General features: G+C 61.2%; 16 protein-coding genes and 1 tRNA gene. 12 read left to right on the top strand and 5 right to left on the bottom strand.

All coding sequences use genetic code 11. The features are described 5' to 3' along the window. The first annotated feature begins 34 nt into the window (after window positions 1–34). Window positions 35–403: a hypothetical protein gene (locus tag LQD11_RS13015; RefSeq protein ID WP_238617928.1), complete on the top strand. Its 369-nt coding sequence runs from the start codon at window positions 35–37 to the stop codon at window positions 401–403. Here the strand turns inward: LQD11_RS13015 and cyaY are convergent. Beyond that, window positions 387–716 (bottom strand): iron donor protein CyaY, encoded by a 330-nt coding sequence (cyaY, locus tag LQD11_RS13010; RefSeq protein ID WP_238617927.1) that lies wholly within the window; start codon window positions 714–716, stop codon window positions 387–389. The two genes, LQD11_RS13015 and cyaY, sit on opposite strands and share 17 nt — an antisense overlap. 244 nt (window positions 717–960) lie before the next feature. Between cyaY and LQD11_RS13005 the strand changes: the two genes are divergently transcribed. After that, a complete protein-coding gene (locus LQD11_RS13005) occupies window positions 961–1,443 on the top strand; it encodes a YajQ family cyclic di-GMP-binding protein (protein WP_008932579.1) in 483 nt (160 codons plus the stop codon). Here LQD11_RS13005 and LQD11_RS13000 read toward each other — a convergent pair. Further along, window positions 1,440–1,769: a hypothetical protein gene (locus LQD11_RS13000; RefSeq protein WP_238617993.1), complete on the bottom strand. Its 330-nt coding sequence runs from the start codon at window positions 1,767–1,769 to the stop codon at window positions 1,440–1,442. The genes LQD11_RS13005 and LQD11_RS13000 overlap by 4 nt on opposite strands. A 53-nt stretch (window positions 1,770–1,822) precedes the next feature. Here LQD11_RS13000 and LQD11_RS12995 point away from each other — a divergent pair, with 53 nt between their 5' ends. After that, the gene (locus LQD11_RS12995; protein ID WP_238617926.1) at window positions 1,823–2,401 is read left to right on the top strand and encodes a Rieske (2Fe-2S) protein; all 579 of its coding nucleotides are present in this window, start codon (window positions 1,823–1,825) and stop codon (window positions 2,399–2,401) included. 10 nt (window positions 2,402–2,411) lie between these two features. Continuing rightward, complete coding sequence (locus tag LQD11_RS12990; protein WP_238617925.1) at window positions 2,412–3,191, top strand: class I SAM-dependent methyltransferase; 780 nt, start codon at window positions 2,412–2,414, stop codon at window positions 3,189–3,191. 15 nt (window positions 3,192–3,206) lie between these two features. On the opposite strand, the gene LQD11_RS12985 is transcribed toward LQD11_RS12990, so the two are convergent. The 3 genes from LQD11_RS12985 to LQD11_RS12975 form a co-directional block, all read right to left on the bottom strand. Further along, entirely contained in the window at window positions 3,207–3,425 is a 219-nt protein-coding gene (locus LQD11_RS12985) for a SlyX family protein (protein ID WP_008932583.1), read from the bottom strand. Between the two features lie 8 nt (window positions 3,426–3,433). Further along, window positions 3,434–4,402, bottom strand: coding sequence for a 2-hydroxyacid dehydrogenase (locus LQD11_RS12980; RefSeq protein WP_238617924.1), 969 nt, complete (start codon window positions 4,400–4,402; stop codon window positions 3,434–3,436). A gap of 105 nt (window positions 4,403–4,507) precedes the next feature. After that, entirely contained in the window at window positions 4,508–5,179 is a 672-nt protein-coding gene (locus LQD11_RS12975) for a Bax inhibitor-1/YccA family protein (protein ID WP_238617923.1), read from the bottom strand. 229 nt (window positions 5,180–5,408) lie between these two features. Between LQD11_RS12975 and LQD11_RS12970 the strand changes: the two genes are divergently transcribed. The 8 genes from LQD11_RS12970 (at window position 5,409) to LQD11_RS12935 (ending at window position 12,747) form a co-directional block, all read left to right on the top strand. Further along, a tRNA-Ser gene (locus LQD11_RS12970) sits at window positions 5,409–5,496 on the top strand. 101 nt (window positions 5,497–5,597) lie between these two features. Then, a complete protein-coding gene (sugE, locus tag LQD11_RS12965; protein ID WP_238617992.1) occupies window positions 5,598–5,912 on the top strand; it encodes a quaternary ammonium compound efflux SMR transporter SugE in 315 nt (104 codons plus the stop codon). Between the two features lie 450 nt (window positions 5,913–6,362). Beyond that, entirely contained in the window at window positions 6,363–7,535 is a 1,173-nt protein-coding gene (locus tag LQD11_RS12960; protein WP_238617922.1) for a methyl-accepting chemotaxis protein, read from the top strand. A 14-nt stretch (window positions 7,536–7,549) separates the two neighbouring features. Beyond that, a complete protein-coding gene (locus tag LQD11_RS12955) occupies window positions 7,550–7,918 on the top strand; it encodes a response regulator (protein ID WP_238617921.1) in 369 nt (122 codons plus the stop codon). Between the two features lie 53 nt (window positions 7,919–7,971). After that, window positions 7,972–8,313 carry an STAS domain-containing protein gene (locus LQD11_RS12950; protein ID WP_338081492.1) on the top strand — a complete coding sequence of 114 codons (342 nt, stop codon included), beginning with the start codon at window positions 7,972–7,974 and terminating at the stop codon, window positions 8,311–8,313. Then, window positions 8,310–10,529 (top strand): chemotaxis protein CheA, encoded by a 2,220-nt coding sequence (locus LQD11_RS12945; RefSeq protein WP_238617919.1) that lies wholly within the window; start codon window positions 8,310–8,312, stop codon window positions 10,527–10,529. The genes LQD11_RS12950 and LQD11_RS12945 overlap by 4 nt, the downstream gene beginning before the upstream one ends. Then, a complete protein-coding gene (locus LQD11_RS12940; protein WP_238617918.1) occupies window positions 10,513–12,171 on the top strand; it encodes a methyl-accepting chemotaxis protein in 1,659 nt (552 codons plus the stop codon). Before LQD11_RS12945 ends, LQD11_RS12940 begins: the two co-directional genes overlap by 17 nt. Window positions 12,172–12,180: 9 nt before the next feature. After that, a complete protein-coding gene (locus tag LQD11_RS12935; RefSeq protein WP_238617917.1) occupies window positions 12,181–12,747 on the top strand; it encodes a chemotaxis protein CheW in 567 nt (188 codons plus the stop codon). Window positions 12,748–12,763: the final 16 nt, after the last annotated feature.

Here is a 12,763-nt window from a genome sequence, read left to right as displayed (position 1 = left end):
CTATCGCCGCCAACCCAACCGGAATCCGTAATTCATGATCTCCCAGGAAGAATTTGCCGCTCACCAAGAAGATTTTGCCGCTTTCGTGGCCACGATCCATCGCTTTGCCACCCTGCTGTTCATCGTCAGCTTCATCGGCTACGGGGCGGCCGCCTGGATCTGGTTCCAGGGCGCCACCTGGACGGCACTGATCGTGGCCACCCTGTCCTATCTGTTCTTCCGACAGTTCCGGCGCCTGTCCCTGAACATGGCCCGTATCCAGTACACCATGCAGCCCCGTTATCATCCCATGCTGCTGCTGGTGGACCGGATGCTGGAAGACCACAAGCCCGCCGTGGTGGTGGGGCAGCTGGAGTCCCTGCTGAAAAAGCCGGAACAGACGCCGTCTAGTCCGGAATCCTGATCGCCTCGCCGAGCTTTTGGCTCAGTACCCGGTTGAGGGTGTCCAGCAGCCCTTCTCCGGTGCGGTCGTTCACCCAGCCTGTACCGCTGGTGTCCTGATTGAAATGGGCCGGGCCTTCCGGTGAGGCCAGCCACAGCTGGCGCACCGGCTCCTGCCGGTTGATGATCAGCTTGCTGCCGTCATCAAACTCCATTTTCAGTACCCCGTCCACCAGATCCATGTCCAGGTCCGCCAGCGCGTCCACTTCACTCATGCGCTCCATCAGCGATTCCAGGGCCTGTTCCGCCTGTACGGCAAAGGAGACTGGGTTCATCAGTGTGATTCCTCGGAAGGGATGGAAAGCCCGGACGGTATTGGATTGTCGGGCCAATAGCAAATCCTCCGGAACCGCCGGGCAGGGCAGGTTCCCTTCGCGCCCGTGGGCCTGCTTGGATTCCCGCGTTCGCGGGAATGACGGCAATGGTGCTCCCTTCGTGTCTGCCGGCCTGATCCCGATGGAGGCGTCCTGCGCGCATTTTGATAGACTTGCGCGCTGATTCAGCAATACGGAGAAGATCATGCCTTCATTCGACGTGGTGTCCGAAGTGGACATGCAGGAACTGCGCAACGCCGTCGACCAGACCAAGCGCGAAGTGGAGAACCGCTACGACTTCAAGGGCAGCCCCGCCGACGTGGAACAGAGCGAGGCCGAGCTGACCCTGTTCGGTGCCTCCGAATTCCAGGTGGACCAGGTGATGGACATCCTCACCCAGAAGCTGGCCAAGCGGGGCATCGACGTGGGCTGTCTGGAATCCGGCAAGCTGGAAGAGGGGGGCGGCAAGGCCCGCCGCGTGGTCACCATTCGGCAGGGTATCGACCAGGATCTGGCCAGGAAGATCATCCGTCTGATCAAGGACAGCAAGCTCAAGGTGCAGGCCTCGATCCAGGGTGACAAGGTCCGGATCACCGGCAAGAAGCGCGATGACCTGCAGGAGGCCATCGCCCTGTTGCGCAAGGCCGAACTGGACCTGCCCCTGCAGTACAACAACTTCAGGGACTAGAGCGACTGCGCCATGGTGCCGTCCACATCCATGCCGGGCACCCAGCCCTGGGCCTTGGCGCGGGCAATGGCCTCGTCATGGATGCGGGCATGGCGCTCCCGCAGGTCCGGTGGCAGGCGGCTGGCCAGCAGGCCGTGCTGATCCCAGGCGGCGGCCACCTGGTCATGGAGCATCTGGATCCGGGCCGGTGTCCAGCCCTCGCAGGTCTCTGTTTCCGGGATCAGGCCGAACACCCAGGCATCCTTGATGATGCCGCCGATGGTGGTCATGCCGCCGTGAAGATCGTTATGGATGCCGACATAGGCGTGTCTGGAAGGGGCGTTCATCGCATGTTCTCGGATCATTGTGACATTCTCCATTATTCCCGGATGGCTCCCTCATGACCACTGAAGAATCGGATATTCGCGTCTATTACCGGGTTGCGCTCAAGCTCATGGCCCTGCTGGGGATACTGGCCCTGGCCTATGCCATGATCTCCGGCTTCCTGAGCGAGCCGCGTACCAGTCATGTCCTGACCCAGTCCGTGGACATCACCTCGCTGGCGCCGGGGGAGATGCTGGAAGTGGAGTGGAGCGGCCGGCCCGTGCTGGTACTGCGCCGGGACGAGGGCATGGCGATGGCGGATGCGACCTTTGCCGAGCGCCTCTATGACCCGGGTTCCCGTTTCAGCCGCCAGCCCCGTGCCTATCGCAACGCCCATCGCTCCGCGGCACCGGATCTCTTCGTGGCCTTTGCCACCGGCACCGATCTGGGTTGCCGCCTGGACCTGGTGCCCCCCGAGATCGCGGCGGAGCAGGGCTGGGGTGGAGGTTTTGTCGACCGCTGCCGGGGCGGGCGTTACGACTTCGCCGGTCGGGTCCATGACGGTCAGGCCGCCCGGCGCAACCTGGAAGTGCCGGATTATCGACTGCATCCGGATGGCCGGGTGATCCTGGGCGAAACGCCCGCTTCCGACTGAGCCTGGTCCCGTGAACGGCCTTTCCATTGCCCACGACACCCCCGATACCCGGGATCGGGCCGAGCACCTGGCCCGGCAGCTGGGCCTGCCCCTGCGGAGACCGGATCACCCGGACGGTCCGGTCCTGATGGTCACTCCCGAACGCCTGGAGCTGCGCCAGACCGGCCCGAATGCGCCGGGGCCCGTCTATGTGGACTTTGCCGGGGGGCGCCTGGGGTATCGCGGACGCCAGTCCAGCCCTCGTAACGAGCCGCTGGCCCGGGCCGCCGGACTCAAGAAGGGGCATCGTCCCGAGGTGGTGGATGCCACCGCCGGCCTGGGCCGGGATGCCTTCATCCTGGCCGGTCTGGGCTGCCAGGTCATCCTGCTGGAGCGCCATCCGGTCATTGCCGCCCTCCTGGCCGACGGGCTGGCCCGGGCCGCCGAGATGGCCGCGCTGGCACCGGTCATCGAACGCATGACCCTGATTCCGGGGGATGCCGTGCAATGGCTGAGTGGGCAACGGGCCGACGTGGTCTGCCTGGACCCCATGTATCCCCACCGGGACAAGCAGGCCCTGGTCAAGAAGGAGATGCGGGTGTTTCGCACGTTAGTGGGGGATGACGGGGACGCCGCCGCGCTGTTGGATGCCGCCCTGGGGGCGGCGCGGGAGCGGGTGGTGGTCAAGCGGCCGGCGCGGGGCGAGCCTCTGGGAGGCAGGGCGCCCAGTCACACCCTGCCGGGCAGCAGTACCCGGTTCGACATCTATCTCACGCCCTTCTCCCCTCCGGGGGAGAAGGGCCGGGGATGAGGGGGCGGCACCGGCTCAGTAATGGGGTGGGGGTGGTTCCGGCAGTTGCGCTCCCGGAGACTGGCGTTCCATCAGCTCCACCAGTCGCAGCCGCAGACCCTCCACCTGCAACTGCAGCCGGTCGATCTCCTGCTGCTGCCGGATCACCACGTCATTGAGATCCTGGCACAGGGCCTCCTGATGGGCCATGCGGATCTCCAGTTCCACCATTCTTTCACTCACGGCATCCGACATGTCCAGCCTCACCCGTTCACCTGATTGATGATGTCGCCGGTCACAAAACCGGCAATGTTTCGCGCCAGCGCATCCACCATCCGCTGCCGGGCCTCCACCGCCGCCCAGGCCACATGGGGCGTCACGATCAGATTCGGGATGTCTCCCGCCAGCAGCGGGTGATCCGCCGGGGGCGGCTCCTGTTCCAGTACGTCGATGCCCGCCCCGCCCAGTCGTTTCTCCCGCAGGGCTTGAGCCAGGGCCTGGTTATCCACCACCGCACCCCGGGCCGTGTTGATCAGCAGGGCATCCGGCTTCATCCGGGCCAGACGCTCGGCATTCATGAGCCGCTCGGTCCGGGGCGTGAGCGGGCAGTGCAGACTGATGATGTCCGCGTCGGCCAGTACATCATCCAGCGGCAGACGCCCCGGCTGCGCTGGATCGCCCCGCAGACTCTCCGCCACCAGCACCTCCAGGCCGAAGGCCCTTGCGGCATCGGCGGTGGCCCGTCCCAGCACCCCGTGGCCGATGATCCCCAGTCGGCGTCCCGCCAGCTCACGGATGGGATGGTCGAGGATGCAGAACTGACGACTGGCATGCCAGCGTCCTTCCCGGACATCCCGCTGGTAGGCGTCCAGGCGGACGGTCAGCGCCAGGATCAGGGCAAAGACATGCTGTACCACGGAGGCGGTGGCATAGTCCCTCACATTGCAGACCACAATGCCCCGTTCGGCGGCGGCTTCCAGATCCACGTTGTTGGTGCCCGTGGCCGCCAGGCAGACCAGTTTCAGCCACGGCGCGGCGAACAGGGCCTGCCGGTCCAGCACCACCTTGTTGGTGATGACCACCTGGGCATCCCGGATCCGCTCGGTCACCTGTGCCGGCGTGGTGTAGTCATGGAAAGTCCAGTGGGGCAGGGCATGCTTCAGGGGGGAGAGATCCAGGTCGCCCCGATCCAGGGTTTCCAGGTCCAGGAAAACGCCGTGTTCGATCTGCATGTTCACCGTTCCATTCGTGGGGTTTCAGGCAAGGCTTGACGCAAGAAGGCCCCGGGGCGATGCCCGGGGCCTTCGGTCACATGTCCGCAACGGCTCGAACGGCGATCAGTTATCGCCGGTGAGCATGGCAAACAGGTTCATCAGGTGCAGGAACAGCACGTAGATGTTGGCGAACAGGGAGACCGTCATCACCACATAGTTGGCCTCGCCGTCGTGCACCATGCGGCTGGTGTCCCACAGGATGGCGGCCGACACCAACAGCACCACGGCCGAGGAAATGGCCAGGGACAGGGCCGGAATGGCCAGGAACAGATTGGCCACGATGGCCGCCAGGACCACCAGGAAGCCCACGAACACGAAGCCGCCCAGGAAGCTGAAGTCCTTGCGGGTGATCAGTGCATAGGCGGACAGGCCCACGAACACCAGCGCCGTGCTGGCCAGCGCGCCACCCACCACGCCCGGACCATTGGGCAGACTCAGATACATGCCCACGATGGGGCCCAGGATGTACCCCATCACGCCGGTGAACACGAACACCAGCGGCAAGCTCCAGATGCTGTTGCGCAGATAATTGATCAGGAAGGGAAAGCCGATGAAGAAGGCCAGCATGAACAGCCAGTGAACCGGCCGGGCACCCACGGCCATGGCGACAAAGGCCATCACGGCACTGAAGGCCAGGGTCATGGACAGCAGCATGTAGGTGTTGCGGATGACCTTGTTGGTGGCCAGGACGCCCTCGGCCGGACGGCTGACGGCGGTGACGCGCTCGGTTGACATGGTGGATGCTCCTCTTTGACGGGATGGAATGACGAACATCAAGTGTGTCCGTGATGGCGCTAAGGTACTTGATTGGCGTCCCGGGATCAAAACCGGCGATGGTCGCCGGAATCTGAGACCGGCAGGTCTCTTGCCTTGTTCCCGTGCGTCCGCTACCCGAGTTGTCGCTTTTTCTCCGGACGGTTAAACTAGCCCGCTTGAAGACCCCTCGCCTGCAAGGCATCCCCGCGGAAGGGTGGCAGAGTGGTCGATTGCACTGGTCTTGAAAACCAGCGACGGGCGACCGTCCGTGGGTTCGAATCCCACCCCTTCCGCCATCCCCTTGATTTAAAACATCATTTATCCGCGCAGGACGACCTGCGTGTGCCTGCCAAACCCGGGGACGACCCCGCCGATTCGTGGAGATTCCATCATGAACATGGCGTGGCTTGCCCTCATCATCGCCGGCTTGCTCGAAGTGGTCTGGGCCATCGGCCTCAAGGCCAGCGAAGGCTTTACCCGTCTGTGGCCCAGTGTGGTGACCCTGACGGCCATGTCCGCCAGCTTTTGGCTGTTGGCTCAGGCCATGAAGACCATCCCGGTGGGCACGGCCTACGCCATCTGGGTGGGCATCGGTGTGGTCGGCACTTTCATTCTCGGCATTCTTTACTACGGCGAGACCCTGTCCCTGCTGCGGGTGTTGAGTGTGCTGCTGATCGTCGCTGGCCTGGTGGGGCTTAAATTGGCCGGATGAACAAGCGGAAGGATGAAGTGGATTTTCATCTTCTGAAGCAGTCGTGCTTGCGAATGAATCAGTCATTCCCGCGCAGGCGGGAATCCAAAGCGAGAATCCAGTAACGGACTGAGAATACTGGACTCCCGCTTTCGCGGGAGTGACGTAGAGGGTGAGGGAGAGGATGGCGTAGCGAGTGAGGGAGAGGGTGAGGGAGACAGCAGCGAGGGGGGATGACAACGCCTTTCTTAAATGAATTTCCGGGCACCAAATGTTGACGGTTTATGGTTTTTTCTGTATTGGATAGACGCAGGCATGGTGGCTGGTGCGCATCATTGAGGCTCGCCGCTGTGTTTTTTTGACGCCGGCCGTCAGGCGTTTGCATGATTTTCGGTGTTGGTGATGCTTGTTGTGTTTTGGTTTTCAGCTCAAGGGACGGGCGTCTTGCCTTGAGCTCATCCGGAGAATCCTATGACTATGGATGTGTCTGGTGTTCAAGGAAAATGGATGGCTTTGATGCCGGCACTCACCGGTGGTCTTGGCGGTTTTCTCCTTGCCTTGTTAGGGGATGGTCCCTTCGTTCTCTGGGCGCTTTTATTCCTTTTTCTGATTTCGCTCCTGACATCCTGGGCGCTCTTTAGTTGGCTATCCAGGCTTGTGAAGGCCGAGGCGGCCAATCTCAAGGAAATTCAGGCGAATGCCCCGCGGATACAGGATTCTCGGGATTTGTCGCGCGTGGAAAAGCTCTGTGCCTCGGTGGTTCCCATCTGGGGGCGCCAGGTTGATTCTGCTCGCACTCACACCGAGACTGCCGTTAACGATCTGGCACGTCGCTTTGATGATATCAATCAGCGTCTGACTCACGCCTTGGAATCCTCTCATGATCACCATGGTCATCAAGGGGAGAGTGTGCTCGGCACACTGGGTAGTTGTCGTCAGGAATTGGATCAGGTACTGCAGACGCTCTTCAAGGCCCTGGAGACCAAGAAGGTTCTGTTGGCAAGGATCAGCGATCTGGCTGATTTCACCAAGGAAATGGAAGGCATGGCCGATTCCGTATCCGCCGTGGCCTCTCAGACCAATCTGCTGGCCTTGAACGCGGCGATCGAAGCCGCGCGAGCCGGAGAGCAGGGGCGAGGGTTTGCGGTGGTTGCCGACGAGGTACGTGCCCTGTCTTCCCAGTCGGGAACCGCCGGTCGCAGCATTGCCGAGAAGGTCCACGCCGTGAACGCCGCTATTCACGAAACCCGCAAGGCTGCTGAAACCTTCTCCACTCAGGACAAGCAACTGGTTGAACAGGCTGAACGTTCAATCCGTTCGGTGATGGACCGTTATCAGAAAGTCACAGAAGGTCTTGAGGCTTCCACCCGGTTACTGCGCACGGAAAGTGACGAGGTGCGTGAAGAGGTCTGTGGCGTCATCGTGTCCTTGCAATTCCAGGACCGAGTCTCCCAGATCCTCAATCATGTCGTTGCGGACATGGAACAGCTTGCATCTCGCATCAAGGCCGGTGACTGTGATCAGGTGGATATGCAGAAATGGCTTTCCGCGCTGGAGCAGGGATATACCACGCCTGAGCAATTGAGCAATCACCACGGACGAAAATCCCGCTCGCCGGCACCCACTGAAGTGACTTTTTTCTAGGAGATATCAAGGCCATGGGAAAGACTGTCATGATTGTTGATGACTCTGCCTCAATACGGCAAGTAGTCGGTATGACGCTGAGAGGGGCCGGTTATACCGTCATAGAAGCGTCTGATGGTCGGGATGCCCTTTCCAAACTCAGTGGCGGGAAAGTCAATCTGGTGATCAGTGACGTGAATATGCCGGGGATGGACGGCATCAGTTTCCTGAAGGAATTCAAGGCTCGTCCGGAGTGTCGGTTCACCCCTGTCATCATGTTGACCACGGAGGCCGGGGACGCGAAAAAGTCCGCCGGCAAGGAAGCCGGCGCGAAGGCCTGGATTGTCAAGCCCTTTCAGCCGAATCAGATGCTGGACGCAGTGGCAAAACTCATGGGTCCCTGACGCCGTCCGATTCGGAAGGCGTCGGAGAATACTGGCCGGGAGGGCTGCCGCACATGGAAATGATATTGGAACAGGACGCTGGGCATTGTCTCCTGAGGATGGAAGGGGAGATGACCATTTATCATGCCATGGAGATCAAGCAGAAATTCATGGAGATCCTGCATGATTTTGAAGAGGTGACGGTGAGCCTGGCCAAGGTCACCGACATGGATACCACCGGCGCCCAATTGCTCATTCTGATCAAGAAGGAAGCCCAGGCGACGGGACGTCACCTGACACTCTCCGATCACAGTCCATCCGTGCTGGCCGTACTGGATCTGTATAACCTGGCCGGTCAATTGGGTGACCCCATGTTCATCCCCCATGGTCATGGCAGGCATGGAGATCGCTCATGAGTCTGTCCGATGCATTGCCGACCTTTCTGGCGGAGGCGCGGGGACTGCTGGAGGAGATGGAAGAATCCCTGCGCATTCTCAAGCAGTCGCCGGCGGACGCGGAAGCCATCAACGCCCTGTTTCGGGCGGCTCATACCATCAAGGGTTCCGCCGGACTGTTCGGTCTGGAGGTGATCGTTGCCTTCACCCACCATGCCGAAAGTGTTCTGGACCGGGTCAGGGATGGTCCCCTGCCCATGGATTCCGTGCTCATTGCCCTGTTCATGGATTGTCGGGATCATATTGAAAACCTCATTGATGCCGTGGAGAGGGATGAACCACCGGACGGTGCCACCCTCGATCAGGGGGCAGACCTGGTCGCCCGGTTGGCGCATTACCTGGGACACGGGGAGCCGGACGCCGACCCGTCCCCCGGCGCCGGAGTCGCCCCGCTGGTCCTGGAAGATCCGGTGGTCAACCTGGGGCGGAACGGAGGCAGCGAGGATGACGTCTGGCACCTGTCCTTGCGTTTTGGTCCGGATGTCCTGCGCAACGGCATGGACCCTCTTTCCTTCATTCATTACCTCACCACGATGGGTGAGATCGTCCACCTGTTTACCTTGACCGATGCCATTCCTCCGGCTGCGGAGATGGATCCGGAGCAGTGCTATCTGGGATTCGAGATTCGTTTGCGCAGTGGAGTGGACAAGGCGAGGCTGGAAGGTGTCTTCGATTTTGTTCGCGAGGACAGTCAGATCCGCATCCTGCCTCCGGGTAGTCGTTTGGAGGACTTCCGGAAACTCATGGAATCCCTGCCTGAAGGTGTCCACCGTCTGGGGGAGATTCTGGTGGGTTGCGGTGCCATTACCCGGCGGGAACTGGATCATGTGCTGGATCTGCAGGCCAGTCAATCGACGAACCCGCCCTTGCTGGGTGAAGCCCTGGTCAGGGAACAATGCATCCAGCCGGAAGTCGTTGCCGTCGCGCTGGATCGCCAGCAGGAAGTACGCAAGCGGCAGACTCAGGATACCCGCCTGCTCAGGGTCCGGGCGGACAAGCTGGATCTTTTGATCGATCAAGTCGGTGAACTGGTCATTGCCACCGCCGGCTTGCGTGTCCAGTCAAAGGATACCCAGGACAGCGTGCTGATGGAGTCCATCTACGAGGTGGCACGTCTGGTGGATGAAATACGTGACAGTGCCATGAACCTGCGCATGGTGGAAATCGGCGAAACCTTCAACCGTTTCAGGCGCGTGGTCCGCGATGTGTGCAAGGAAAGCGGCAAGGATATCGAGTTGGTCATTCACGGCGCGGATACCCAATTGGACAAGACCGTGGTGGAACGTCTTTCCGATCCGCTGACCCACCTGATTCGCAATGCCGTGGATCACGGTATCGAATCTCCGGAACAGCGCAGGGCCAGAGGAAAGCCTGATCAGGGGCAGGTACGACTGAATGCCTTCCACGAGGCGGGCTGTGTCCTGGTGGAGGTTTCCGATGACGGCGGAGGGCTGGATCGGGAACGCATCCTGACCAAGGCCCGCAAGCGGGGGCTGATCCCGGAGGACAAGGAACTGGACGACGACGCGGTATGGCGTCTGATTTTTGAGCCGGGTTTTTCCACCGCCCAGGAGGTCAGCAATCTGTCCGGCCGCGGAGTGGGCATGGATGTGGTCCGCCGCGACATCGATGCCTTGAGAGGGAGCGTCGAGATTGAAACCCGTCCGGGAGAAGGCACGACATTTCGCATGCGGTTGCCCCTGTCGCTGGCCATCATCGATGGATTTCTGGTCAGGGTCGCGGGTAACGATTACGTGGTACCGCTGGATACGGTGCTGGAGTGTCTGGAACTGCCGCCCATTGCGGAGGCCAGGGGTGATAACCAGCTCAGTCTGCGGGGCGAGATCCTGCCGCTGTTGCGGCTGGCGGAACTCTTCCGTCTTCAGGGGCCGCGCGGCCGCCGCCGAAATGTGGTGGTGTTGCATTGGGCGGGACGCAAGGCAGGTCTGTTGGTGGATGAGCTCAAGGGACAGCTGCAAGCGGTCATCAAGCCTTTGGGGTCTCTTTTTTCGGGTCTGCCGGGGGTTTCCGGGTCCACCATCCTTGGGTCCGGAGAGGTGGCGCTGGTGCTGGATGTGTCAGGGCTCATGGACCTGGCGCTGAGGGATGAGAGACGGGGCCGCAACGGTTCTCGCACTGATGACAATGGGAGCAGGACACATGGCTTGGTTCAATAATCTACGGGTAGGTGTAAAGCTGATTTCAGCCTTCATCCTGATGGCGCTGATTACCGCCACGGTCGGGTGGATAGGAATCAGCAACATGAACCGCATCGACGCGCTTGCGGATCAGATGTATGAGGTTGAACTGCGCGGGATCTCCGAGATCAAGGAGGCCAACGTCCAGTTGCTGAACGGCAGCCGGGCCATACGCAACCTGCTGCTCGCGGATACACCGGCGGAACGCCAGCGTCATGTCCAGAACATCCGGGCCTTTGGTGCCCAGGAGTCCGCCCATATCCAGTTGGCTCGCGGATTGTTTTACACCGATGAGTCACGGCAGTTGTTTGCCCGTTACGATAGCCTGACCGCCGAGCGGGCACGAATGATCGATACGTTGGTGGCGATGGTGATGGACGCTGATGAACAGCAACAACTGGCCGCAAGGCAGTTTGTCAGCCGGGAATTACGACCGCTCGGGGATGAGTTGGACCAACTGCTGACCCAGCTCAGCAACATCAAGGAGTCCAACGCCGAGCAGCTGAGTCTGGCCGCGAACGGCATCCATCAAAATACGCTCCTGTTCACTTCCGTCCTGATCGTTGCCAGTGTCCTGGTCGGATTGGCCCTGGGTTTTTTCATAGCCCACATCATTTCCGGTCCCCTGCGTCGCGCGGTCGGCATTGCCAATCAGCTCGCGGAAGGGGACATGCGGGTCCACATTGCGCCCCAGCCCCGGGATGAAACCGGTCAGGTGCTCACGGCCATGGGCCGGATGGTGGAGAAGCTTTCCCAGGTCATCTCCGAGGTGCGGGGCGCCGCGGACGGCCTGGCATCGGCTTCGGAGCAGGTCAGCAGCACGGCCCAGTCAGTCAGCCAGGGCGCCACGGAGCAGGCCAGCAGTCTTGAGGAGACCAGTGCCTCGGTGGAGCAGATGAGTGCCTCGATCAGTCAAAACACGGAAAATGCCCGGGTCACCGATGGCGTGGCCGGCAAGGCGGCCCAGGAGGCCGTCGAGGGAGGCGAGGCGGTCAAGAAAACGGTGATTGCAATGAAGAGCATCGCCGACAAGATCGGCATCATCGATGACATCGCGTATCAGACCAATCTTCTGGCGCTCAATGCCGCCATTGAGGCAGCCCGGGCGGGTGACCACGGCAAGGGGTTTGCCGTGGTGGCCACCGAGGTGAGAAAACTGGCCGAGCGCAGTCAGGTGGCGGCTCGTGAAATCGGCGAACTGGCCGGCAACTCGGTGGACATGGCCGAGCGGGCGGGACGTTTGCTGGAGGAAATGGTGCCGTCCATCACCCGCACCTCCGATCTGGTGCAGGAGATCTGTTCTGCTTCCGAGGAGCAGGCCAGCGGCGTGAGCCAGATCAACATGGCCATTACCCAGCTCAATACGGTGGCTCAGCAAAGTGCCGCCGCCTCGGAAGAGCTTTCAGCCACCGCCGAGGAAATGAGCAGTCAGGCGGAGGAACTGCAGAGCAGTATGGGCTTCTTCCGCCTGGATGATGACCGGCGGACTCGTATCCAGACCCCGCGCAAGAGCGACCGCCCCGTGACCGCTTCGTCAGGCAAGCCGCCTCGGCATAGTGATTTCCGTCACGGCCGGGATCTGGAAAAACCGGTCGACGAAAACGAGTTCGTGCGTTTTTAGGAGGGCACGATGAAGGCACTCAAACCCAGGGAGCCGTCCGCTGATCCGGCGGGAGACGTCCTCAGGCAATATCTATCGTTCATGCTCAAGGGGGATGTCTATGCGATCGGCATTTTGCATATCAAGGAGATCATCGAATATGACAAGGTGACCTCCGTACCCATGGTGCCGGACTTCATTCGCGGCGTGATCAATTTGCGAGGGGCCGTGGTGCCCGTCATTGATCTGGCACGTCGCTTCGGCAAGAGCGTCAGCCAGATCAATCGACGTACCTGCATCGTTCTGATTGAGCTGGCGGATGCTCAGGATGAAACCCATGTGCTGGGGCTGGTGGTGGACGCAGTCAACGAAGTGCTTGAGATCGCTGATGTCGACGTCTTGCCGCCTCCGGCCTTTGGGGCGCGGATTCGCACCGATTTCATCCAGGGCATGGGCAGGGTGGGGGAGGATTTCGTCATCATCTTGCAGCTGGATCAGATTCTTTCCGCTGAAGAAATGCAATTGCTGTCTCAAGTGGGCGAGTTGCCTTCATTGCCGTCCGGGGGCGGGCGTCACGAGCCGGGTAGCCAGGCATAGCCTGGTGATATGCACG

Origin of the sequence: Ectothiorhodospira shaposhnikovii, assembly GCF_022227765.1 — a bacterium.
Lineage (GTDB): Bacteria > Pseudomonadota > Gammaproteobacteria > Ectothiorhodospirales > Ectothiorhodospiraceae > Ectothiorhodospira.
This window is presented reverse-complemented; position numbering and strand designations above follow the sequence as displayed.